The sequence below is a fragment of the Nocardioides montaniterrae genome (assembly GCF_054782655.1).
The window spans coordinates 79,449-102,154 of the sequence record NZ_BAAGSB010000004.1 but is presented as its reverse complement, the minus strand read 5'-3'; the positions used below and the strand labels follow the sequence as shown (position 1 = coordinate 102,154).

General features: G+C 71.3%; 19 protein-coding genes. 8 read left to right on the top strand and 11 right to left on the bottom strand.

Going from position 1 to position 22,706, the window contains the following annotated elements:
• Positions 1–18 precede the first annotated feature (18 nt).
• Positions 19–2,232 (top strand): HelD family protein, encoded by a 2,214-nt coding sequence (locus tag ACYVJ3_RS08400; RefSeq protein ID WP_460852390.1) that lies wholly within the window; start codon positions 19–21, stop codon positions 2,230–2,232.
• 110 nt (positions 2,233–2,342) lie between these two features.
• Positions 2,343–3,500 (top strand): acyl-CoA dehydrogenase family protein, encoded by a 1,158-nt coding sequence (locus ACYVJ3_RS08395; RefSeq protein WP_460852387.1) that lies wholly within the window; start codon positions 2,343–2,345, stop codon positions 3,498–3,500.
• 78 nt (positions 3,501–3,578) lie between these two features.
• Here ACYVJ3_RS08395 and ACYVJ3_RS08390 read toward each other — a convergent pair whose 3' ends face one another.
• Positions 3,579–4,394, bottom strand: a complete 816-nt coding sequence (locus tag ACYVJ3_RS08390) for a LamG domain-containing protein (RefSeq protein WP_460852386.1) — start codon at positions 4,392–4,394, stop codon at positions 3,579–3,581.
• A gap of 72 nt (positions 4,395–4,466) precedes the next feature.
• On the opposite strand from ACYVJ3_RS08390, the gene ACYVJ3_RS08385 reads away from it, so the two are divergent.
• Genes ACYVJ3_RS08385 through ACYVJ3_RS08375 form a run of 3 tightly spaced genes read left to right on the top strand, consistent with a single transcriptional unit; the run spans position 4,467 to position 8,246 of the window.
• Positions 4,467–6,398, top strand: a complete 1,932-nt coding sequence (locus tag ACYVJ3_RS08385) for an anthranilate synthase family protein (RefSeq protein ID WP_460852385.1) — start codon at positions 4,467–4,469, stop codon at positions 6,396–6,398.
• Positions 6,382–6,930 carry an anthranilate synthase component II gene (locus ACYVJ3_RS08380; RefSeq protein WP_460852383.1) on the top strand — a complete coding sequence of 183 codons (549 nt, stop codon included), beginning with the start codon at positions 6,382–6,384 and terminating at the stop codon, positions 6,928–6,930. Before ACYVJ3_RS08385 ends, ACYVJ3_RS08380 begins: the two co-directional genes overlap by 17 nt.
• Positions 6,927–8,246: an anthranilate synthase component I family protein gene (locus ACYVJ3_RS08375; protein ID WP_460852381.1), complete on the top strand. Its 1,320-nt coding sequence runs from the start codon at positions 6,927–6,929 to the stop codon at positions 8,244–8,246. Before ACYVJ3_RS08380 ends, ACYVJ3_RS08375 begins: the two co-directional genes overlap by 4 nt.
• On the opposite strand, the gene ACYVJ3_RS08370 is transcribed toward ACYVJ3_RS08375, so the two are convergent.
• From ACYVJ3_RS08370 to ACYVJ3_RS08360, 3 genes are read right to left on the bottom strand one after another with little or no spacing between them, the layout of a single operon-like run.
• Positions 8,230–8,835, bottom strand: coding sequence for a hypothetical protein (locus ACYVJ3_RS08370; RefSeq protein WP_460852380.1), 606 nt, complete (start codon positions 8,833–8,835; stop codon positions 8,230–8,232). The genes ACYVJ3_RS08375 and ACYVJ3_RS08370 overlap by 17 nt on opposite strands.
• Positions 8,828–10,246, bottom strand: coding sequence for a sensor histidine kinase (locus tag ACYVJ3_RS08365; RefSeq protein WP_460852379.1), 1,419 nt, complete (start codon positions 10,244–10,246; stop codon positions 8,828–8,830). Before ACYVJ3_RS08365 ends, ACYVJ3_RS08370 begins: the two co-directional genes overlap by 8 nt.
• A 9-nt stretch (positions 10,247–10,255) precedes the next feature.
• Positions 10,256–10,960 (bottom strand): response regulator transcription factor, encoded by a 705-nt coding sequence (locus ACYVJ3_RS08360; protein WP_460852724.1) that lies wholly within the window; start codon positions 10,958–10,960, stop codon positions 10,256–10,258.
• A 499-nt stretch (positions 10,961–11,459) separates the two neighbouring features.
• On the opposite strand from ACYVJ3_RS08360, the gene ACYVJ3_RS08355 reads away from it, so the two are divergent.
• Entirely contained in the window at positions 11,460–12,695 is a 1,236-nt protein-coding gene (locus ACYVJ3_RS08355) for an HNH endonuclease signature motif containing protein (RefSeq protein ID WP_460852378.1), read from the top strand.
• Between the two features lie 210 nt (positions 12,696–12,905).
• Here the strand turns inward: ACYVJ3_RS08355 and ACYVJ3_RS08350 are convergent, their stop codons facing one another.
• From ACYVJ3_RS08350 to ACYVJ3_RS08340, 3 genes are all read right to left on the bottom strand, one after another.
• Positions 12,906–13,772 (bottom strand): fructosamine kinase family protein, encoded by an 867-nt coding sequence (locus ACYVJ3_RS08350; RefSeq protein WP_460852377.1) that lies wholly within the window; start codon positions 13,770–13,772, stop codon positions 12,906–12,908.
• A 33-nt stretch (positions 13,773–13,805) separates the two neighbouring features.
• Entirely contained in the window at positions 13,806–14,249 is a 444-nt protein-coding gene (locus ACYVJ3_RS08345) for a phage holin family protein (protein ID WP_460852376.1), read from the bottom strand.
• Between the two features lie 90 nt (positions 14,250–14,339).
• Complete coding sequence (locus tag ACYVJ3_RS08340) at positions 14,340–15,824, bottom strand: cation:proton antiporter domain-containing protein (RefSeq protein ID WP_460852375.1); 1,485 nt, start codon at positions 15,822–15,824, stop codon at positions 14,340–14,342.
• A 78-nt stretch (positions 15,825–15,902) separates the two neighbouring features.
• On the opposite strand from ACYVJ3_RS08340, the gene ACYVJ3_RS08335 reads away from it, so the two are divergent.
• The gene (locus ACYVJ3_RS08335; RefSeq protein ID WP_460852374.1) at positions 15,903–16,874 is read left to right on the top strand and encodes a nitrilase-related carbon-nitrogen hydrolase; all 972 of its coding nucleotides are present in this window, start codon (positions 15,903–15,905) and stop codon (positions 16,872–16,874) included.
• Positions 16,874–17,953 carry an agmatine deiminase family protein gene (locus ACYVJ3_RS08330; RefSeq protein ID WP_460852373.1) on the top strand — a complete coding sequence of 360 codons (1,080 nt, stop codon included), beginning with the start codon at positions 16,874–16,876 and terminating at the stop codon, positions 17,951–17,953. Before ACYVJ3_RS08335 ends, ACYVJ3_RS08330 begins: the two co-directional genes overlap by 1 nt.
• Positions 17,954–17,989: 36 nt before the next feature.
• Here ACYVJ3_RS08330 and acs read toward each other — a convergent pair whose 3' ends face one another.
• The 4 genes from acs to ACYVJ3_RS08310 all read right to left on the bottom strand — a co-directional run bounded on the left by acs (position 17,990) and on the right by ACYVJ3_RS08310 (position 22,672).
• Positions 17,990–19,969, bottom strand: a complete 1,980-nt coding sequence (acs, locus tag ACYVJ3_RS08325; protein ID WP_460852371.1) for an acetate--CoA ligase — start codon at positions 19,967–19,969, stop codon at positions 17,990–17,992.
• A gap of 61 nt (positions 19,970–20,030) precedes the next feature.
• Positions 20,031–20,639 (bottom strand): acetate uptake transporter, encoded by a 609-nt coding sequence (locus ACYVJ3_RS08320; RefSeq protein WP_460852369.1) that lies wholly within the window; start codon positions 20,637–20,639, stop codon positions 20,031–20,033.
• A gap of 168 nt (positions 20,640–20,807) precedes the next feature.
• Positions 20,808–22,352, bottom strand: coding sequence for a sodium/solute symporter (locus ACYVJ3_RS08315; protein ID WP_460852368.1), 1,545 nt, complete (start codon positions 22,350–22,352; stop codon positions 20,808–20,810).
• Complete coding sequence (locus ACYVJ3_RS08310; protein ID WP_460852367.1) at positions 22,349–22,672, bottom strand: DUF485 domain-containing protein; 324 nt, start codon at positions 22,670–22,672, stop codon at positions 22,349–22,351. Before ACYVJ3_RS08310 ends, ACYVJ3_RS08315 begins: the two co-directional genes overlap by 4 nt.
• Positions 22,673–22,706: the final 34 nt, after the last annotated feature.

Genomic DNA, 22,706 nt, shown 5'->3' with positions numbered 1-22,706 from the left:
GACAGCAGGGGAGCAGCGTTGTCGGAGCAGCAGGAGACGCGCGAGGTCGCGACGGAGCAGGCGTTCGTCGACCGCGTCTACCGTCAGATGGAGATCGCCGGCAAGGCCGCGCAGGACCTGGCCGAGGAGGGCCACCAGCGCGGCAAGCTCGGCCACGAGGGTGGCCTCGTCGAGCGCGACGCCATGGTCTTCCAGGCCGCCAAGCGGATCGCCCAGCTCGACGCCGCCCACGAGGGCCTGGTCTTCGGGCGCCTCGACCTGACCGACGACATCGACAAGCAGCCGAGGTACGTCGGCCGCATCGGGCTGCGCGACGACGACCGGGAGTCGCTGCTCATCGACTGGCGCGCCCCGGCCGCCGCGGTCTTCTACCAGGCCACGGCCGCGACCCCGCACGGCGTGATCCGCCGCCGAGTGCTGCGCAGCGGCGGCCGCAAGGTCGTCGGTGTCGAGGACGAGCTGCTCGACGCCGAGGCCCACGAGCAGGCCGAGGCCAACGGTCGTGAGCTGCCGATCATCGGCGAGGGCGCGCTGATGGCGCAGCTCTCCCGCGCTCGCGACCGCTCCATGCACTCCATCGTCGCCACCATCCAGGCCGAGCAGGACAAGGCGATCCGCGCACCCGCCAAGGGCGTCGTCTCGATCTCGGGCGGCCCGGGCACCGGCAAGACCGTCGTGGCACTGCACCGCGCGGCGTACCTCCTCTACACCGACCGCCAGCGCTACGAGCGCGGCGGCGTGCTCGTGGTCGGCCCGTCGGGCGTCTTCATGCGCTACATCGAGCGCGTCCTCCCCTCGCTCGGTGAGACCGCCGTGGCGCTGCGGTCCCTCGGCGAGGTCGTGTCCGACGTCCGCACGACCCGCCACGACGACCCCGCGGTCGCCGACATCAAGGGCTCGGACCGGATGGCCGAGCTCGTACGCCGCCTCGCGCGCCAGCAGGCGCCGGGCTCGCCGGAGGAGTTCCGGTTCTACTACCGCGACGACCGGCTGCTGCTGGACCGCGGCCGGCTCGGCCAGATCCGGCGCAGCCTGATGGGCCAGGGCCTGCGCAACAAGCAGCTGCCCCGCGTCTCGCACGCCCTGCTCGACCAGCTCTGGCGCCAGGTCCGCTCCCAGCGCGGCCGCGACCTGGGCCGCGAGGCGTTCAACGAGGAGCTGCTCGGCAACGACGGCTTCCTGGAGTTCTCGGCGGCCTGGTGGCCGCCGCTGGACGCGCCGACGGTGCTCTGCTGGCTGCGCGACCCCGAGCTGGTCGCCCGCATCTCCGACGGCCTGCTCAGCCCCGACGAGCAGCGCCTGCTCGCCAAGTCGTGGGCCCACTTCGACCCCTCGGCCAAGATCGACGGCCAGCTCTCGATCGAGGACGTCCCGCTGCTCGACGAGCTGCGCTACCTCCTCGGTGACAAGCCGCAGCGCAAGGTCGACGACGACGGGTACGCCGACCTGCTCAAGGCCAGTGATCGCGACGAGCTGATGACGGCCTCCGACCGCGAGTTCGCCGGACCGGGTGGCTGGGTCGCGCCGACGTACGGCATCGACGACGACCCCTACTCCCACGTCCTCATCGACGAGGCCCAGGACCTGAGCCCGATGCAGTGGCGGATGGTCGGCCGCCGCGGACGTACGGCGACCTGGACCATCGTCGGCGACCCGGCCCAGTCATCGTGGCCGGTGCGCGCCGAGGCCGAGGCCGCCCGCGCCAAGGTGCTCGAGGGCAAGGCCGTGCACGGCTTCCACCTCTCCACCAACTACCGCAACAGCGCGGAGATCTACGCCTTCGCCGCGGCGTACGCCGAGCGGGTCGGCCTCGACGCCGACCTGCCCGACGCGGTCCGGCGTACCGGCGAGGAGCCGGTTCGGGTCGGTCCGGTCGACGACCTGGAGGCCGCCACCCGGGCCGCCGTGGCCGAGCTGGCCGGGCGGGTCTCCGGCACCGTCGGCATCGTCGTGCCGGTCGCCCGGCGCAGCGAGGTCAACGGCTGGCTGGCCTCGTGGCCCGAGCTCGCCGAGGACGCCCCGAGCGCTGCGGCCTCGGCGCGCGACGCCCACACCACGCCGAGCGGCACCGACCGGGTCGTGGTGCTGACCGGCCTCGACACCAAGGGCCTGGAGTTCGACGCGATCGTCGTGGTCCGGCCGCAGGAGATCGAGGACGAGTCGGCCACCGGCCGCGCCACGCTGTACGTCGTGCTCACCCGCGCCACCCAGCTGCTCACGACGGTCTCCTGAGCGAGATTCGCGGGCAACCGTGACAGTTCTGCTGTCACGGTTGCTACGCTGTCCCCAGCTTCGACCGCTACACGCTGTAGCGGTCCACCCCCTAGCTTCGGAGGAACACCGTGCCCGCACGCCGCCAGCCCTGGATGAACCAGGACCTCGACGACTTCCGCGCCATGTGCCGCACCTTCATGGAGAAGGAGGTCCGGCCGAACGTCGAGAAGTACATCGAGCAGAAGGAGGTCGACCGCGACCTCTGGAACAAGGCGGGCGCGCAGGGCCTGCTGTGCCTGTCCATCCCCGAGGAGTACGGCGGCGGTGGCGGCACGTTCGCCCACGAGGCGATCCTCATCGAGGAGCAGGCCCGCGTCGGCGACTCGTCGTGGGGCGTGAGCCTGCACAACGGCATCGTGGCCCACTACCTCCTGGCCTACGGCTCGGAGGAGGTCAAGCAGGAGTGGCTGCCGAAGATGGCCTCCGGCGAGGTCGTCGCGGCCATCGCGATGACCGAGCCCGGTACCGGCTCGGACCTCCAGAGCGTCAAGACCAAGGCGATCCGCGAGGGCGACGAGTACGTCATCAACGGCTCGAAGATCTTCATCACCAACGGCCGGCAGGCCGACATGGTGGTCACGGTCGCCAAGACCAACCCGGAGGAGGCCGCTGCCGGCATCTCCCTGATCGTGGTCGACACCAAGGCGGCGGGCTTCTCCCGCGGCAAGACCCTCGACAAGGTCGGCATGAAGGGCCAGGACACTGCTGAGCTCGTCTACGAGGACGTGCGCGTCCCGGTCGGCAACCTGCTCGGCGCCAACGAGGGCGAGGGCTTCATCCAGCTGATGACCCAGCTGCCCCAGGAGCGGCTCATCATCGCCGTCTCCAACGTCGCCGCGATGGAGTTCATGGTCGACGAGACCCTGCGCTACGTCCACGACCGCCAGGCGTTCGGTCGCCCGATCTGGGGCTTCCAGAACACCAAGTTCAAGCTGGCCGAGTGCGCCACCGAGGCCCGCGTCGCGCGCTCGTTCGTCGACGAGTGCCTCCAGCTGCACCTCGAGGGTCAGCTCGACATCCCGACCGTGGCGATGGCCAAGCTGCACTGCTCGGAGAAGGCCCAGGAGGTCGCCGACAAGTGCCTGCAGCTGCACGGCGGCTACGGCTACATGAACGAGTACCCGATCGCCCGCGCCTGGGCCGACCTGCGCATCTCGCAGATCTACGGCGGCACCAGCGAGATCATGAAGGAGATCATCAGCCGGACCATGCAGGCCCCGGCCTGATCGATCCCGCGCTTCGTCGTACGACGAAACGGCCCGCCTGTCCGAGGACAGGCGGGCCGTTGTGCGTCTGAGGTGTTCTCAGCAGGCCTTGTCGTAGGTGCCGCGGACGAGCTGCGGGGCCTTGATCGACTTGGTGCTGGGCCGGTTGTAGGTCCAGTAGCGCATCCAGTCGGCCTGCAGGCGCGAGTGGTTCATCCGCTTGCCGGGGGTGCCGATCAGCGAGAACCGGAAGGTCATCAGCTTGCCGGACAGGGCGGCGTCGCGACGCTCGGTGCGGACGACGTGCGCGTCGATGAACCAGGAGATGTGGCTCTTGGTGACCTCGACCGCGAAGGTGTGCCACTGGTCGTTGCGCAGGTGCATGCGGTGCTTCGCCGCGAACTCCAGGTTCGGCAGGGTCCGCGTGTAGAGGTGGGCACGGCGGGTGCCGAGGCGGTAGTTCTCCAGGCCGATGTTCTGCGCGCCGCAGTGGTAGCCGGCCGCACGGGCCGGGATCAGCTCGGTGGCGACCTTGTAGTTGGTGTACTTCTCCTCGTAGCGCCGCGAGCGCAGGCGCACCTCCCAGCGACCGTAGCGGTGGGCGTGCCCGGTGAGCGTGGCGCTCAGGGTGCCGTGGCTGGTCTCCAGCGTGATCATGCCGTGCTGGGTGCGGACGGTGCCGCGGCCGTGGCGGTGCCAGAAGCTGGGCAGCCCGCCGACGAACTCCTGGCGCCACACGTTGTTGTGGTGGTACCAGCCGTAGGTGTTGCCGGCGTGGATCGGGCCGGGCACGGCGGACTCCGACGCGGCGATCCCGGCGGTGGCCAGAACGGTCGCGAGGAGGAGGACGAACGCGGCGCGAAGAGACTTCGGTGCGCGGGTCCCGTTGGTCTGGGGCGGGTGTGCCGAGAACATGGTCAACGACGGTATCTCGCGATCCGTGCCGGGTCGAATCCCCTCGAACAGGCCCCGCAATAGGCTTCGCCCATGACTGACGCCACCCTCACCGCCCGGGACGCCATCGCCGCGATCCAGGGGCACGAGGCGTGGGCGATCATCCGGCGGTCCACGCGGGCCGGTGAGAGGGACACCGTGGGCGTCATCGGTGGCTCGCGCAGCGTCGTCGACTCGATCATGGACATCCCCCTCTCGGAGGGGGTCCCGGGTGACGGGCACGTCGCGGACCGCCTCGTCGCGGTGCCGTTCCGGCAGATCGCCGAGCGCGGCTTCGAGGCCCACGACGACGGCACCCCGCTGGTGGTCGTCGACGTGGCCGAGGAGCACGAGTTCTCCGTGGCCGACGTCATCGAGGCCATCGCGCCGGAGGAGGTCGGGTTCACCGACCGTGGCGGCTTCGACCTCGACGACGAGTCCTATGCCAAGGTCGTCCGCCAGATCATCGACGAGGAGATCGGTCAGGGCGAGGGCGCGAACCTCGTCATCGGCCGCACCTTCCGTGCCGAGGTCGCCGACTGGAGCGCCGCCAAGGCGCTGACCGTCTTCCGGCGCCTGCTCGAGCGCGAGCGTGGCGCCTACTGGACCTACGTCTTCTTCACCGGCGACCGCTTCCTGATCGGCGCATCGCCCGAGCGGCACGTCTCGGTCCACGGGGGCGACGTACGCATGAACCCGATCTCGGGCACGTTCCACCTGCGCGCGCCGGCCGGTGAGACCCGCGGGATCGAGGCGCGGATGCGCGACTTCCTGCGCGACGAGAAGGAGATCTACGAGCTCTTCATGGTCGTCGACGAAGAGCTCAAGATGATGTGCGACATCTGCAACGAGGGCGGCCAGGTGCTCGGCCCGTTCCTCAAGCCGATGACCCACCTGATCCACACCGAGTACCTCCTCGCCGGCCGCACGTCCAAGGACGTGCGCGAGGTCCTGCGGGACACGATGTACGCCGCCACGGTGACCGGGTCGCCCGTCGAGAACGCCTGCCGGCTGATCAAGGCCTACGAGCCCGAGGGTCGCGGCTACTACGCCTCCGCCCTCGCGCTGTTCGGCCGTGACGAGTCCGGCGAGCAGGTCCTCGACAGCCCGATCATCATCCGCACCGCCGACGTCTCCCTCGACGGATCGCTGAAGGTGACCGCCGGCGCGACGCTGGTGCGCGACTCGTCGCCGGAGTACGAGGTCGCCGAGACCCACGCCAAGGCCGGCGGCATCCTCTCCGCCTTCGGCCTCGTCCCGGCCGCGCCCGTGGCCGACGTGGACGTGGCGCAGCTCGTGGCCGACGAGGACGTGCTGATCGAGCTCAACTCGCGCAACCGCCGGCTGTCCCACTTCTGGCTCGCCGACCAGGCCGGCTCGCCGGTCGACCCGCGGCTGATCGGCAAGAAGGCGGTCATCCTCGACGGCGAGGACGACTTCGTGAACATGCTGCGACACATGCTCATGCGCATGGGCATCAGCTCCTCCGTCGTACGCCACGAGGACTACGTCCGCGGCTGCTTCGACGGCGCCGACCTGGTCATCGTCGGCCCCGGGCCCGGCGACCCGCGCGACGACGCCGACCCGAAGATGGCGCAGCTGCGTGCCGCCGTCGCCGAGCTGCGCGAGACGGAGAAGCCGTTCCTCGCGGTGTGCCTCGGCCACCAGGCCCTGTGCCACTCGCTCGGCATCCCGCTGGCGTTCAAGGACATCGTCTTCCAGGGCACCCAGGCCGAGGTGCTCTTCGACGGGCGTCCTGAGCGGGTCGGCTTCTACAACACCTTCGTCGGCCGGCCGGACTCCACGACCGTGCTGCCGACGGGTGTCTGGGTCGAGACCGACAAGGTCTCCGGCGACGTCAACGCCGTCGGTGGGCCGCACTTCCGCGGCGTGCAGTTCCACGCCGAGTCGATCCTGACCGAGCGCGGCTTCGGCATCGTGCACGACCTGGTCTCCGGGGTGCTGCTGGGTGGCGCACCCGCCTGACGTCGTGGTGGTGGACCACCACGACTCCTACACGTGGAACCTGGTCCACCTCGTCGCCGCGGTGACCGGGGTGCTGCCCGAGGTGGTGTCGTGCGACGACGCCGCCGACCTCTCGGCGTACTCCCACGTCGTGCTGTCGCCCGGGCCCGGCCACCCCGACGAGTACGACTGGTCGCTGCTCTCGCTGGGTCTGCCGGTGCTCGGGGTCTGCCTGGGGATGCAGGGCATCGTGACGACGTACGGCGGGCGCGTCGAGCGCGTCGCGCCCGCGCACGGCGAGGTGGCGGCCGTCCGGCACGACGGGCGCGGTGTGTTCTCGGCGCTGCCATCGCCGCTGGAGGTCGTCCGCTACCACTCGCTGGCGGCGGTCTCGCTGCCCGACGAGCTCGTCGCGACCGCGTGGGCCGGGGACGTGATGATGGGAGTGCGCCACCGCGACCTGCCGATCGAGGGCGTCCAGTTCCACCCCGAGTCGATCCTCTCCGAGCACGGCGCGCAGATGATCGCGAGCTTCCTGGCGGGTTCCCGATGACGACGTACGGCGACCCGGTGGAGGCGTTCCGCGCCGTCCAGGCCGCCCACGCCCGCTGCATCTGGCTCGACGGCGGCGGCGCGCGCGACTGGTCGAGGGGCCGCTCGATCCTCGGCTGGCTGGAGCCGTCGGACGTGTCGCTGTCCTACTCGGCGGCTCGTCGCGAGGTGACGCGCCACGTCGGCGGCGGCTCCGAGGTGGTCGGCGACGACCCGTTCGTGGTGCTCGAGGCCGAGCTCGCGGCCGGACCGGCATCGGCCCAGTGGTTCGGCTACTTCGGGTACGCCGCCCGCCCCGACCTCGCCGGCGTACCGGACCCCGACCTCCCCGACGCTGTCTGGATGCGCCCCTCGCACCTCCGCGAGTTCACCCATCCAGCCCCACCCGTCACCAGCTCTCATCAGTTCCTGAACTTCCAGGGCAATGCATCGGGGTGGAAGTTCAGGAATCACCGGTTAACCGGTGATTCCTACCCGACCCCGCCCGACTACGCCGCCGCCTTCGCCCGCGTCCAGGACGAGCTGCACGCCGGCAACTCCTACGAGGTGAACCTGACCCACCGCCTCACGGTGGAGAGCGACATCGACCCGGCGACCGCCTATCTCCGGCTGCGCGAGCTCAACCCGGCGCCGTACGCCGGCTTCCTCCAGCACGCCGTGCCGGGTGCCGAGGCGTGGCTGCTGAGCTCGAGCCCGGAGCGGTACGCGCTCATCGACGCCGAGCGGACGATCGAGACCAAGCCGATCAAGGGCACCACGCCCCGCGGGGCCACCCCCGAGGCGGACGAGGAGGCCCGGCGCCACCTGGCGACAGATCCGAAGTTCCGCGCCGAGAACCTGATGATCACCGACCTGCTGCGCAACGACGTCGGCATGGTCTCCGAGCCGGGCTCGGTGACCGTCCCGGGGCTGATGGAGGTCGAGTCCTACACCGGCGTGCACCAGCTCGTCTCGACGGTGCGCGGGCGCCTGCGCGACGACGTCTCGACGGTCGAAGCACTCAGGGCGCTGTTCCCCGCCGGCTCGATGACCGGCGCCCCCAAGCTGCGCACGATGCGGATCATCGACGCCGTCGAGGCCACGCCGCGCGGCGCCTACTCCGGCGCGTTCGGCTGGATCTCCGGCGATGGCCGCGCCGACCTCGGCGTCGTCATCCGCAGCCTGATGACCGGCGGCCCCACGGTGGGCTCCGGGACCCGGACCTACCGCGTCGGCACGGGCGGCGGGATCACCGTCGCCAGCGACCCTGCGGAGGAGTACGCCGAGACGCAGTGGAAGGCCGACCGCGTCCTGGCCGCGCTCAGCTCCCTGTCGTAGGCGTCGCCGACGGGGAGACCCCGGCGCCGGCCTTGTCCGCCCGCTTCGACAGGGCCGTCAGGACGGCCTGGATGCCGGTGATCGCACGTGCCTTGTCGTACGGCGCCGGGTCGACCAGGTTGATCACCTGGAACAGGTCGCCGTTCTGCACGAAGCCGCTGACGTAGAGCTGGCTCTTCCGCTCGTCGACCACGATCTTGGCGCCGTCGGCCAGCGCGATCTTCGGCGATCGGACCTTGGCCTTCCCGATGCCCATGTGCTTCCAGTAGGTGTCCAGGTCCAGCGGGGTGAGCTGGTAGTTCGCGTTCAGCGCCGGGTCGCCGGCCTTCGGGTCGACCGGCACGAAGCGGCAGTCGGGCGCGGTCGGCGTACCGTCCGCCTCCTTCACGTGCGCGCCGAAAGCCTTGTCGATCATCGCCGCGTCGAGCGCGTCGCACGGGTTCCACAGCGCGGGCGCCTGGGTCGGGAAGGTCGGGCGGGCCGAGGCGTCGCCGCCATCGGACCCGCAGGCCGCGAGGGTCAGGGTGAGCGGGAGCGCGGCGGCCGCGGCCACCCAGCGCGTGCGAAGAGGGCGGTGGGTGTCAGACATGGTGCTCCCGTCCGGGCAGGCGGAGGACCAGGCGGGCGCCTCCGGTGGAGTTCTCGGTGGCGACGACGGTGCCGCCATGACGTACGGCGACCTGCCGCACGATGCTGAGGCCCAGACCGGAGCCGGGCATGGTGCGGGCGTCCGCGGAGCGCCAGAAGCGGTCGAAGACCTGGGTCCGGTCGGCCTCGGCGATGCCCGGGCCCTGGTCGTCGACGGTGAGCACGCCGTCGCTGAGTCGCACAGTCACCTGACCTCCCTCCGGGCTCCACTTCGCGGCGTTGTCGAGCAGGTTGGTCACCGCGCGCTCCAACTCTGCCGCCTCGCCCTCGACCCACCACGGGCGGGTGAACATCTCGAAGGTGATCGAGGGGGCGCGGCGACGTACGCGCTGCACGGCGTGCTCGACGACGGCCGGCAGGTCGACCGGCTCCACCTGGAGCTTGACCGGCTCGTCGCGGGCCAGCTCGGTGAGGTCGCCGATGAGGGTGGTGAGCTCCTCGATCTGGGCGCGTACGTCGTCGAGCAGCTCGGTGCGGGCCTGCTCGGGCAGCGCCTCGGGGTCGTTGGCGACCATGGTCAGCAGGTCGATGTTGGTGCGCAGCGCGGTCAAGGGCGTGCGCAGCTCGTGACCGGCGTCGGCGACCAGCTGGCGCTGCCGGACCCGGCTCGCGTCGAGCGCGGTGAGCATGTGGTTGAACGCCGTGGCCAGGCGCGCGACCTCGTCGTCACCCTCGACGGGCAGGGGCGTGAAGTCCTCGGTCCGCGCCACGCGCTCGACCGCGGCGGAGAGGCGGCGTACGGGACGCAGGCCGTTGGTCGCCACCAGCCAGCCCGCGAACGCGGCGCCCAGAACGCCGACCAGGCCGAAGGCGAGGGTGACCCAGCCGAGCCGGGACAGGACGTGGTCCTGGGTCGCCAGGGGCTGCGCGAGGATCACGGCGACACCGGTCGCACCGTTGTCGTCGGTGGTCGCGACGGTGATCATCCGGAAGCGCTGGTCGGCGATCACCACGGTGTGCGGCTTGCTGTGCCGCTCGCCCCGCGCGACCGCGAGATCGGCACGCGTCAGCGGGATCGTCGGGCCGCCGTCGAGGACGACCTCGGTGCCGTCCGCGCTGACCAGCGCGAGGCGTACGTCGGCCGCGCCGATCTCCCACGGGGACAGGCCAGCACCCTGGGCGCCGTACAGGGAGGTGACGTTGGCGGCGTACTCGGCGCGCTCGGTGAGCGAGCGGTCGAGGTCCTGCTGCATCTGCACGCGCGCGGTCAGGTACGCGCCGGCCGCGACGAGCCCGACCGCGATGCCGACCGCCATCGAGACGAGCAGGATGACGCGGCTCGCCAGGGAGCGACGGTAGTGCCAGCGACCGCCCGTTCCGGGAGCGATCGCGAGCGGCCAGGGGGTCGTCATCGGCCCGGGCTACTCGGCCCTGAGGACGTAGCCGATGCCACGAACGGTGTGGATCAGCCGCGACTCGCCCTCGGCCTCGGTCTTGCGGCGGAGGTAGCCGACGTACACCTCGAGGGAGTTGGCGGTCGTCGGGAAGTCGTAGCCCCAGACCTCCTCGAGGATGAAGCCGCGGTCGAGTACGCGCCGCGGCCGCCGGAGGAACACCTCCAGCAGGCTGAACTCGGTGCGGGTGAGCTCGATGCGGCGGCTGCCGCGCGTCACCTCGCGGGTCGTCACGTTCATGGTGACGTCGCCGAAGGTGACGACCTCCTCGTCGTCGGAGTCGCCGATCGGGGTGGCGCGGCGGAGCAGTGCCCTGAGCCGGGCGAGCAGCTCCTGCAGCGCGAACGGCTTGGTGAGGTAGTCGTCGGCCCCTGCGTCCAGGCCCTCGACCCGTTCACCCACCGCGTCGCGGGCCGTGAGGACCAAGACCGGTACGTCGTTCCCCGCCGCCCTCAGCGCGCGGGTCGTCTCCAGCCCGTCGAGCCGCGGCATCATCACGTCCATCACCACGACGTCAGGGTGCAGGCTCCCGATGAGGGCCAGTGCCTGGGTGCCGTCCTCGGCCAGGTGCACGCTGTAGCCGTTGAACTCCAGGCTCCGGCGCAGGCTCTCGCGCACCGCACGGTCGTCGTCGACGACGAGGACCTTCGCCTGCGGCGTCGGGCTGTTCAGGGACACGCCTGCCATTGTTGCGGATCGGGCTGAGGTGGTGCTGAGAGGTGGTTCCGCTGTTGGTCGAGCCCGTCCCTCGTTGGTTGAGTAGCCGCGAACGCCCGCGTCTCCGTTGGTTGAGCAGCCGCGAGCGCCCGGTCCTCCGTTGGTTGAGTAGCCCGAGGCGCTAGCCGAGGGCGTATCGAAACCAACTCCGTGGCTGGTGCGGTCTCCGGTGATGTTCCGCGTGCTCGACTGGCGGCCGCGCTTAGCCGTCCGTCTCCCGCCGTCAAGGATCCTCGCTTCGCTCGGCCCGCTCCGCGGCGCCTTCGGCGTCCTTGACCGCGGGACCCTGACGGACGGCTTGCGGCGCGGATGGGCGGCGGCTCGCTTCGCTCGCGCCGCCGCTGACGCGGCCGCCCGCGAGGTTGTCGCTGTCGTGTTCGAAAAACCTCGAAATCAACCGAAAAATATCGTCTATAAATGTTTAAAGCCCCGGGGATCAGGGGAGGACTCTGGTATGTCGGCCTCACCCACTCGCGACCACCCGCTCCTGGCGGCCGTGGAGGCCGCGCGCCGGTCGATCAGCGGGGTCGGTGAGGTTCTGCCGGTGTACATGAAGCCGGCTGACAAGGCTGCTGCGCTGGTCGAGGTCGCGGCGTTGAGGGCCCAGGTCGACGAGCTCGAGATGCGGGTCCTCGCCGCGTCGGGCGACCTGGCGCAGGACAGCGGTGCGAAGGATGTTGGTCAGTGGCTGGCCCATGAGGCGCACCTCGACCCGCGGACCTGCCACGGCGAGCTCAAGCTGGCCGGAGCGATCGACGAGCGGTGGCGACAGATCGGTGTCGCGATGCGCGAAGGTTTCGTGAATCGTGCGCAGGCGCAGGTGATCGTCGCGGCGTTGGAGAAGCTCCCACCCGAGATCGACCAGGTCACCCGGCGCCGTGCCGAGAAGCACCTCGTGGAGCTCGCCGGTCAGTTCGGGCCGCGTGAGCTGCGGACCCTGGGCGAACGGATCCTTGCCGTGGTCGCGCCCGAGATCGCCGATGAAGCAGACGCGAAGGCACTCGAACGCGAAGAACGCTCCGCGCGGGTCAAGACCTCCCTCCGCTTCAAGCGCCTCGGCGACGGCATCACCCGGATCATCGGCCAAGTTCCCGATGCGGTCGCCGCACGCCTCGAGACCTACCTCGACGCGTTCTCCTCGCCCAGGGTCTCGACCGGCGAACGCATCCCACGGAACAACCGACTCGGCCAGGCGTTCTGCTCTCTGCTTGAGCACCTCGACCCGAGCAAGCTGCCCGACCACGGCGGCGACACCACCACCGTCGTGGTCACCATCAGTCTTGACGCCCTCCGCTCGGAGCTGGCCACCGGCACGATCAACGGGAGCCTCGACGGCGACCTCCGCATCACCGCTTCGGAGGCCCGGCGCCTGGCCTGTACCGCGAAGATCATCCCCGTGGTCCTCGGCGGCAAGGGCGAGATCCTCGACCTCGGCCGAGCACGACGCCTCTACTCACCGGCCCAGCACAAGGCCCTCCGCCTCCGCGACAAGCAATGCCGCGCCGAGGGCTGCTCGATCCCCGCCACCTGGTGCGAAGCACATCATTCACATCCATGGTCAGCCGGCGGGAAGACCGACCTCGCCGACGGCGTGCTCCTCTGCAGTCACCATCACCACGTCGTCCACGACCCCCGGATGGCTCACGACCTCACACCCACCGGAGCCTGGCGGTTCCACCGACGGCCCTAGGCCGAACGCGACCGACTTCCTTCGATCGTTCTTCTCGGCGCGCAACCACAGCGAGCACCTCCGCGGCGCCCGCGCCGAACCGGCGACCGCAACCACCTACCGCGACCACCGCGACCGACCGCCCGCAACAGAGGTCGCCACTGCGGCGCGCAACCAACGCGCCAGCGTGTCGCCCTACGATCCGACAGTCGACCGTGCCGGCCGATCCCCTCAGAGGTAGCGCGAGGCGAGACGGGCGGCGCGGGCGCCGTACTGGCCACCGAAGAGGCAGGCGTGGACCAGCAGGGGGAAGAGCTGGTGGAACGCGACGCGGTCCTCCCAGCCGTCGGCGAGCGGGGTCGCCTCGACGTACGCGGCCAGCACGGCCGGGAGCTGGGGGAGGCCGAAGAGGGCGAGCATGGCGAGGTCGACCTCGCGGTGTCCGGCGTACGCCGCCGGGTCGATCACCACGACCCGCTCGTCGTTGGTCCACAGCACGTTGCCGTTCCACAGGTCGCCGTGCAGGAGCGCGGGCGGCTCCTCGGGGACGATCGTGGAGGTGCGGGCGATGGCGCGGCCGATGGTCTGGGCGTCCTCGGGGGCGATCAGGCCCTTGTCGCGCGCGACCTTGAGGTACGGCGTGATCCGGCGCTCCACCCAGAACTCCGACCAGGTCGGGAGCGGGCGGTTGGCCAGGGGGAGGCGACCGATGTAGCCGTCGGCGTCGCTGCCGAACGAGGGAGCGGTCACGGCGTGGGTCGCCGCCAACGCGCGCCCGAACCTGCCGGCCGCCTCGGCGCCGGGACGGCCGGTCTCGACCCACTCCAGGATCAGGCACTCGGCATCGACGGCGAGCACCGAGGGCGTGGCCACGCCACCGGACGGGGTGGCGGCGGCGAGCCGGGCCAGCCCGGCGGCCTCACGCTCGAAGAAGCGGGGCGGGGCAGGGTGCAGGGTCTTCAGCAGCGCCGTACGTCCGCTGGACAGGCGCAGCTTGACGGCGGTGCAGACGTCGCCGCCCGCGACCGGCGCCGTGGCCACGACCGCCGACCCGAGCAGCTGCTCGGCCCGCTGGGCGACCACAGGTTGGCGAGCCACCCGCGATCACCCCCTACGTCGTACTTCTCGGAATCAGGCCTTGCTCTGCTCGAGCGCCGCAGCGGCTGCGGCGGCCTGGCCGCTGCTCTTCAACGCCGACGGGATCGTCTTGCCACTGGCGATGGCACGTTCGGGAGCCTTGACCTTCTTGAACTTACGGATGGCGACCAAGACCAGCAGCACCGCGAGCAGCGTGTAGCCGCCGAAGACGATGAGGAAGGACCACTGCAACGCGAGGCCGTCGCCGTTCCAGTGGATGAAGTAGGCGATCGCCACCGACAGCATGATCACGCCGAGCAGCAGCAGGAACACCGCGACCCCGATGAGGGCCGCGCCGATGCCGCCGGCGGTCACGCTGACCTTGAGCTCTGACTTCGCCAGCTCGATCTCCTTGCGGATGAGCAGGGAGAGGTCCTTGGACGCGTCGTTGATCAGGCGCCCGATGGTGGGCTCTTCCTGGATCGGTTCGGTGGCCATGGTGCTGACCTTAGCGAAGATGCGGCGGGCGTCGTACGCCGTGACACCCAGCGGGCCGGATGCACGACGGCATGGACGACGGCCGACGGGTCAGGCGGACGGCGGGGAGGGCGCGGGCTCCTCGAAGACGTGTCGCAGCAGCCCGGCGTCCTCAGGGCGCCCCAGGATGAGCGCCTCGTCCCCTGCCTCCAGCGACGTCGCGCCACCCACCGGCACGAGCCGCCCGGCACGGACGACGAAGCTGACCCACGAGCCCTCCGGCATCTCGTCGAGCTCGGCGATCGTGCGCCCGTCGGCGAGCGCGCCGGGACGCACGGTCAGGCGGAGCACGCCGTTGGGCTCGTCGCGCAGGCGTACGCCGAGGCTCCACGGCTCGGGCTCCACCTCGCGCATGGGGATCCGCAGCCAGCCGGCGATGAACGGCACCAGGCTCGCCTGGACCAGCACCGAGAAGACGACGACCACGACGACGATCCCGTAGAGCCGCTCGGCGTGGGGCACCCCCGAGACGAGCAGGAAGTTGCCGAGCAGGATCGGCACCGCGCCCTTGAGGCCGGAGAAGACGACGAACAGCTTCTCGCGCCGGTCCAGGCCGGAGCGGGTCAGCATCGGGCCCACGACGAGGGGGCGTACGACGAACGCCAGCACCGCACCGACCAGCAGACCGGGCACCCAGACATCGGCCTGGACCAGGTCGCCCAGGTGGACGGTGAGGCCCAGCATCACGAACGCCACGATCTCGGCCAGGCTGGCCAGGCCGGAGTGGAAGTGCTCGACCTCCCGCTTGTACGGCGCTCGCGCGTCGCCGATGACGATGCCTGCCACGAAGACCGCGAGGAAGCCCGACCCGTGGGCGATGGAGGCGATGCCGAACAGCGCGAAGGCGCCGGCCAGAGTCCGCAGCGGGTAGAGGCCCTCCCCGGGCAGGGGCACGTGCCGCATCGTCCACAGCAGCAGCCGGCCACCGACGACACCGACGACGGCGCCGACGGCCATCTGCAGCACGAACTCGCCCAGGACGTCCCCGGCGACACCCAGCGAGATGGTGCCGGCGCCGATCAGGCTGGCCATCAGCGCGATGCCGACGGGGTCGTTGGCGCCCGACTCGCCCTCGAGGATGGTGCCGCTGCGACCGGAGATCTCGCGCCGGCCGAGGACCGAGAACACGACGGCGGGGTCGGTCGGCGAGACGGCCGTGGCGACCAGCAGCGCGGGGAACCAGTCCACGCCGACGGCGTAGTGCACGACCGCGGCGACGCCGGCGGTGGTCAGGAACGTGCCGAGCACTCCCACCACGCCGATCGGGGTCGCCGAGCCGCGGAAGCGGCGCCAGCCGATGCCCATTCCGCCGTCGAGCAGGATCAGGACCAGGGCCACCGAGACGAGCCGCTCGACCGCCGACTCGGACGGCGTGTGCAGGTTCGGGATCGCCGCCAGTGCGACCGCCGAGGCGGCCAGGACCAGCAGGGGGGCCGGGAGGCGGAGTCGCTCGGCGACCCGGGTCGCCAGCAGCGAGCCCAGCCCGACGACGGCGACGACCAGCATCAGCCAGCCGAAGCTGATCGTGTCATCCATGGTGCTCCTCGTGGATCGTCGGCAAGGATCTTGCCGACCAGACTTCCCGGCGCACCACCTCGACCCTATCGTGGCGAGGTGGAGCTGATCATCGCGTCCGGGCCGCTGGAATCGCCTGCGCGGGTCGATCCGCCGGACCGGCCGACGATCCGGGTCGGCCTGGTGCAGCACCGCTGGCGTCCGGACGCCGCCGAGCTCGCCGGCGTGCTGCGGGACGCGATCGGACAGGCGGCCGGCGCCGGCGCCGAGGTCGTGTTCCTGCCGGAGATCGCGCTGCTGCGCTACCCGGCCGACGTCCGCGCCACCGGACGACCGGGTGACGACGCGGAGGAGCTGACGTCGGGACCGTCGTACGCCCTCGCTGCGGAGGCGGCAGCGGCGTACGACGTGCACGTCCACATGTCGCTCTTCCGCCGGCCCGCCGAGGCCGACGCCGAGGACGGTCGCGGCCTGAACACCGCGATCCTCGTCGCGCCGGACGGCTCGATCGTCGGCGAGACCAACAAGCTGCACATCCCGGTCACGGCCGGCTACCACGAGGACACCTGGTTCCGTCCGGGCCCGGCCGACACCGCCTACCCGGTGCACGAGGTGAAGGCGCTCGACGGGCTGCGGCTGGCGATGCCGACCTGCTGGGACGAGTGGTTCCCGGAGGTCGCGCGGGCCTACTCGCTCGGCGGCGCCGAGGTGATCGCCTACCCGACCGCGATCGGCTCGGAGCCGGACCACCCCGACTTCGACACCGCCCCGCTGTGGCGGCAGGTGATCGTCGGCAACGGCATCACCGCGGGCACCTTCATGGTGGTGCCGAACCGGGTCGGGTCCGAGGGGGCCCTGACGTTCTACGGCTCGAGCTTCATCTCCGACCCCTACGGCCGGGTGCTCGTCGAGGCGCCGCGCGACGCGGAGGCGGTGCTCGTCGCGGACCTCGACCTGGCCCAGCGGCGCGACTGGCTGAGGCTCTTCCCGTTCCTGGCGACCCGACGCCCCGACACCTACGGCCCGCTGGTCGAGCCGGTGCGGCCGGACCGTCCGCTGGGCGGCGACTGATGCCGCTGATGCCGGCGGAGTGGGCGCCCCAGGACCGCATCTGGATGGCCTTCCCCGCGCCCGGCTACTCGCTCGGGGGGACGCCGGAGGAGCAGGAGGAGGCGCGTACGACGTGGGCGGCGGTCGCCAACGCGGTGCTGGAGTTCGAGCCGGTGACGGTCGTGGTCGACGCGACCGAGGTGGCGGCCGCGCGACGCCACCTGTCGCGGGGCGTGGAGATCGTCGAGGCGCCCCTGAACGACGCGTGGATGCGCGACATCGGGCCGACCTTCGTGCACACCGACGACGGCTCGGTGGTCGGCGTGGACTGGGTGTTCGACGGTTGGGGGCGGTCCGACTGGGCGCGGTGGGACCGCGACGAGATGGTCGGCGGGCTGGTCTGCCGGGAGGCCGGCGTACGTCGCCTCGCCTCGTCGATGGTCAACGAAGGCGGCGCCCTCCACGTGGACGGCGAGGGCACGGTGCTGGTCACCGAGACCGTTCAGCTCGGCCGCAACCCGACGTGGAGCAAGGCCGACGTCGAGGCCGAGCTGGCGCGCACGATCGGTGCTCGTGACGTGGTGTGGCTGCCGCGCGGCCTGACCCGCGACTACGAGCGCTACGGCACTCGGGGCCACGTCGACATCGTCGCCACCTTCACCGCGCCCGGGCAGGTGCTGCTGCACGACCAGACCCATCCCGGTCACCCCGACCACGCGGTGACCGCGCAGCTCCGAGCGCTGCTCGAGCAGCGCTTCGAGGTCGTGGCGCTGCCCGCGCCCACGGTGATGCGGGACGCCGAGGGCTGGGTGGACTGGTCCTACGTCAACCACCTCGTCGTCAACGGCGGCGTGATCGCGTGTTCCTTCGACGACCCTCGTGACGCCGACGCCGTCGCGATCCTGCGCGACGCCTACCCCGGTCGTGAGGTCGTCACCGTCGACGCCCGTCCGCTCTTCGACCGTGGCGGCGGCATCCACTGCATCACCCAGCAACAGCCGTCGCCGAAGGATGGTTTCGATACATCTTCGCTCGTGCCTCGCGACAGATCGCCTAGCGGCTCGGGCTACTCAACCAACGAACAGCCGGTGGTTGAGTAGCCGACGAGCGCCAGCGAGGAGGCGTATCGAAACCACTCAGTCCTCGGTCGAGGTCGCCTGACCGGCGGAGATCAGCGACATGATCGAGGAATCGGCCAACGTGGTCGTGTCCCCGACCTCGCGCTTCTCGGCGACGTCGCGGAGCAGGCGGCGCATGATCTTGCCCGACCGCGTCTTCGGCAGCTCGGGGACGATCATGATCGAGCGCGGCTTGGCGATGGGGCCGATCTCGGTCCGGACGTGGTCCGAGAGCACGCGCGCGATGTCGGCGCCGCCGTCGCCGGCGGACTCCTTGAGGATGACGTACGCCACGGGCGCCTGGCCGGTGTCCGGGTCGGAGGCACCGACGACCGCGGCCTCCGCGACCATCGGGTGCGACACCAGCGCCGACTCGATCTCGGTCGTGGACAGGCGGTGGCCGGAGACGTTCATGACGTCGTCGACCCGGCCGAGGATCCAGATGTCGCCGTCCTCGTCCTTCTTCGCCCCGTCGCCGGCGAAGTAGTAGCCCTTGTCCTTGAACATCTTCCAGTAGGTGTCGACGTACCGGTCGTCATCGCCCCAGATCGTGCGCAGCATCGACGGCCACGGCGAGGTGACCACGAGGTAGCCACCCTCGCCGTTGCCGACCGGCTCGCCCGCCTCGGAGACCACGTCGACCTCGATCCCGGGCATGGCCAGCATCGCCGAGCCCGGCTTGCCGGCGGTCACGCCGGGCAGCGGCGACATCATCGTCGCGCCCGTCTCGGTCTGCCACCAGGTGTCGACGATCGGGGTGCGGTCGCCGCCGATGACCCGGCGGTACCAGACGTAGGCCTCCGGGTTGATCGGCTCACCGACGCTGCCGAGGATCCGCAGGGACGACATGTCGTACGACGACGGCACCTCGTCGCCCTGCTTCATGAAGGACCGGATCGCGGTGGGAGCCGTGTAGAACAGCGACACCTTGTGGTCCTGGATGATCTGCCACCACCGCCCCCGCTCCGGCGAGTCCGGCGTGCCCTCGTAGAGGACCTGGGTGACGCCGTTGGCCAGCGGGCCGTAGGTGATGTAGCTGTGGCCCGTCACCCAGCCGATGTCGGCCGTGCACCAGTAGACGTCGGTCTCCGGCTTGAGGTCGAACTGCGCCCAGTGCGTGTACGCCGCCTGCGTGAGGTAGCCGCCGGTCGTGTGCTTGATGCCCTTCGGCTTGCCGGTGGTGCCGGAGGTGTACATGACGTAGAGCGGGTGCTCGGCGTCGAACGCCTCCGGCGTGTGCTGGTCGCTCGCGCTGTCGACCACGTCGTGCCACCAGACGTCGCGGGAGTCGTCGAAGGCGACGTCCTGCCCGGTGCGGCGTACGACTAGGACGTGCTCCACCTGGCCGGGCTTGACCGCCTCGACCTTGGTGATCGCCTCGTCGACCGCGGGCTTGAGCGCCGAGGCCGAGCCGCGCCGGTAGCCGCCGTCGGCGGTGACGATCAGCTTGGCGCCGCAGTCCTCGACCCGGGCGGCGAGGGCCTCGGCCGAGAACCCGCCGAAGACCACCGTGTGGATCGCGCCGATGCGGGCGGCGGCCAGCATCGCCACGATCGCCTCGGGGATCATCGGCATGTAGATCGCGACGCAGTCGCCGGTCCCGACGCCCAGCGACTGGTAGGCGTTCGCGGCGCGCGACACCTCGGCCTGGAGGTCGGCGTACGTCAGGGAGCGCTTGTCCTCGATCGGCTCACCGACCCAGTGGATCGCGACCCGGTCGCCGTTGCCGGCCTCGACGTGGCGGTCGACACAGTTGTACGCCGCATTGAGCTTGCCGCCCACGAACCACTGGTAGAACGGCGGGTTCGAGTCGTCGAGCACCTGGTCCCAGGGCTCGGCCCAGGTCAGCCTCTCGGCCGCGCGAGCCCAGAACCCGAGCCGGTCGGCCCGCGCCTCGTCGTACGCCGAAGCCTTGACGTTGGCGTTCGCGGCGAGCTCGGCGGGCGGCTCGAAGCGGCGGTTCTCGTGCAGCAGGTTGGAGAGCGTCTGGTCGCTCACGGCGTGCTCCTCACGGTGACGGGGATGGGCGGCGGGGTGTCCTGGGTCACGTTAGTCCCGGTCACTTCACGCGGGTGGGCAGGATGGGGCGGCCGAAGGTCGAGGCGGCCACGCCCGCCATCGAGGTGTACCAGGCGGCGACGGCGGTCAGCAGGCCGAAGTAGCCGCCGATCATGGTCAGCCCGTGGCCGGCCGCGTCGTCGCTCCAGTTGCCGAACGCCAGCAGCGGGAAGGTCACCGTCAGCAGCGCGAAGATCGTCATCAGTGCCAGGTTCCCGGTGCCGAGCGAGGCCACGAGCATGTAGGCGGTGAAGATGCCCCAGCCGAGGAGGAACAGGCCGACCGCATGCGGGTAGGCCACGGCGTCGTGGCTGACGATCCACCAGAACGAGAGCCAGAAGGCGCCGTACGACGTGAACGCCGTCGCGCCGAACGTGTTGCCCTTCGCGAACTCCCACATGCCGGCGAGGACCTGGGCGATGCCGCCGTAGGCGAACGCGAGACCGAGCACCGTGACCTCGGCCTTGGCGTCGATCCAGCCGGCGTTGACGGTGCTGAGGAAGAAGGTGGTGAGGGCGAAGCCGGCGAGGCCGAGCGGGGCCGGGTCGGCGAGGTGGGCGCCCCGGGCCACAACGGGCTCGACGGGGGCTACGGGGGTGGTCGTGGACATCTCGACTCCTTCGTCGGTGGTCGCCGGCGGTGGTGCCGGGAGCACCACGGTCGCGCACCTGTGACCGCGCTCACAGAGGGTCGGAGGCGCGTTGCGGCCGACGGCGCCGGCCGTGCGCCGAAACGTCGCGGTCCCTGCGCCGAACGGCTGCTGGCGTACGACGAACGGTCAGCCCGCGTCGTCGGCGGCGGACCCGCGCGGCCGGAAACCGCCACGGTCGACGGCGATCGCCTCGGGGGTGTGCAGCCGGACGAGGGTGCGCGCGACGTGCGCCGGGAGGCGCCGCTGGGTGGCCAGCGAGCCGCCCACCATCACCGCGAACGCGACCGGGACGGTGACCAGCGCCGGCTGGGCGAGCAGGTCGGCGGTGAACCCCGAGGCGTGCACGCCGACGGTCGCCGCGACGACCGCCGCCGTCGACAGACCACCGCCGACGGCTAGGCCGGCGATCGCCCCGGGGGCGGTGAGGCCGCGCCACCAGATGCCGAGCAGCAGCAGTGGGCAGAACGTCGACGCCGACACCGCGAACGCCAGCTCGACGGCGTGCGCGACCGCCAGGCCCGAGCTGGCGGCGGTCAGCACGAGCGCGCCCACGGTCGCCAGCACGGCGGCCAAGCGGAACGCCGGGACCGCCCCGATGCGGCGGCCGAGCAGGTCCTGCCCGACCACCCCGGCCACCGAGATCACCAGGCCCGAGGACGTCGACAGGAACGCCGCGAACGCACCCGCCGCGAGCACGGCGGTCACCACCGCGCCGACGTCGCCGCCGAAGATCGTGGCCGGCAGGCCGAGCAGCATCGAGTCCGTGTGCGCCAGCTCCGACGAGCCGCCGGGCAGGTAGCCCCGCGCGAGGGCGGCGTACACCGGCGGGAGCAGGTAGAAGCCGGACAGCAGCGCGATCACCGCGATCGTCGTACGCCGCGCCGTACGGCCGCTGTTGGTCGTGTAGAACCGGACCACGACGTGGGGGAGGCCCATCGTGCCGAGGAACGTCGCGACGATCAGCGAGTAGGTCAGGTAGAGGCTGTGGTGGCCGGCTGACCAGTCGGTCGCCCAGTCGGCGGCATGGATGCGGCGTACGGCGCCCTGCGCGCCACCGCCGTGGATCGCGAACACGAGCGCCAGGGGGACGAGCAGCGCCGCCAGCTTGATCCAGTACTGCACCGCCTGGACCAGGGTGATCGAGCGCATGCCACCGGCCGCGACGTTGAGCAGCACGACCACGGCGACCGCGACCGCACCGACCCAGGTGGGCGCACCGGTGAGGATGTGCACGGTCAGACCGGCGCCGCGCAGCTGCGGCACGAGGTAGAGCACCGCGATCAGGACGACGAGGACCGACGCGGTCGCGCGCGCTCGCGACGACTCGAGCCGGAACTCCGCGAAGTCGGGCACCGTGTAGGCGCGGCTGCGGCGCAGTGGCGCCGCGACGAACAGCAGCAGGACGAGGTAGCCGGCCGTCCAGCCGACCGGGTACCAGAGCATCTCCGGGCCGCGCGAGGCGATCAGGCCGGCGATGCCGAGGAAGGACGCGGCGGAGAGGTACTCGCCGCTGATCGCGGCGGCGTTGACCGTCGGGCCGACGGCGCGCGAGGCGACGTAGAAGTCGCTGGTGGTGCGCGAGATCCGCAGGCCGAAGGCGCCGAGCGCCAGGGTCACCACGGCGACGGCGACGATCGCGCCGATGCTGAGCGGTCCGGCCAGACCGCTCATGCGTCGTCCCGGTCGGCGGCGTGGGGGTCGTGCGCCACCAGCTCGGAGAAGCTGCGCTCGTTGCGCTCGGCCCGGCGTACGTAGAGGGCCGCGAGGGTCAGCAGCATCGGGTAGCAGCCGGCCCCGAGCACCACCCAGATCACGGGTACGCCGGCCACGCGGTGCGCCGCCAGCCCCGGCCAGACGCGGAAGACGAGCGGGAGGGTGCCGACAGTGGCCAGCAGCAGCGCCAGGACCCCCAGCGCGAGGCGCAGCTGGCTGCCCATCAACGAGCGGATGTAGATGTCGCCGACGACGGTCTGGGCGTCGATCTCGGCCACGACCGTGCTCCGGCGGGGCCGCCCACGCCTCGGC

Excerpts from the sequence above, each read along its gene's own strand:
- ACYVJ3_RS08320 (WP_460852369.1), bottom strand. The coding sequence starts at position 20,639 with ATGTCCACGACCACCCCCGTAGCCCCCGTCGAGCCCGTTGTGGCCCGG.
- ACYVJ3_RS08340 (WP_460852375.1), bottom strand. The coding sequence starts at position 15,824 with ATGGATGACACGATCAGCTTCGGCTGGCTGATGCTGGTCGTCGCCGTC.
- ACYVJ3_RS08330 (WP_460852373.1), top strand. The coding sequence starts at position 16,874 with ATGCCGCTGATGCCGGCGGAGTGGGCGCCCCAGGACCGCATCTGGATG.
- ACYVJ3_RS08390 (WP_460852386.1), bottom strand. The coding sequence starts at position 4,394 with ATGTTCTCGGCACACCCGCCCCAGACCAACGGGACCCGCGCACCGAAG.
- ACYVJ3_RS08315 (WP_460852368.1), bottom strand. The coding sequence starts at position 22,352 with ATGAGCGGTCTGGCCGGACCGCTCAGCATCGGCGCGATCGTCGCCGTC.
- ACYVJ3_RS08370 (WP_460852380.1), bottom strand. The coding sequence starts at position 8,835 with ATGTCTGACACCCACCGCCCTCTTCGCACGCGCTGGGTGGCCGCGGCC.
- ACYVJ3_RS08345 (WP_460852376.1), bottom strand. The coding sequence starts at position 14,249 with ATGGCCACCGAACCGATCCAGGAAGAGCCCACCATCGGGCGCCTGATC.
- ACYVJ3_RS08375 (WP_460852381.1), top strand. The coding sequence starts at position 6,927 with ATGACGACGTACGGCGACCCGGTGGAGGCGTTCCGCGCCGTCCAGGCC.
- ACYVJ3_RS08355 (WP_460852378.1), top strand. The coding sequence starts at position 11,460 with ATGTCGGCCTCACCCACTCGCGACCACCCGCTCCTGGCGGCCGTGGAG.
- ACYVJ3_RS08385 (WP_460852385.1), top strand. The coding sequence starts at position 4,467 with ATGACTGACGCCACCCTCACCGCCCGGGACGCCATCGCCGCGATCCAG.
- ACYVJ3_RS08365 (WP_460852379.1), bottom strand. The coding sequence starts at position 10,246 with ATGACGACCCCCTGGCCGCTCGCGATCGCTCCCGGAACGGGCGGTCGC.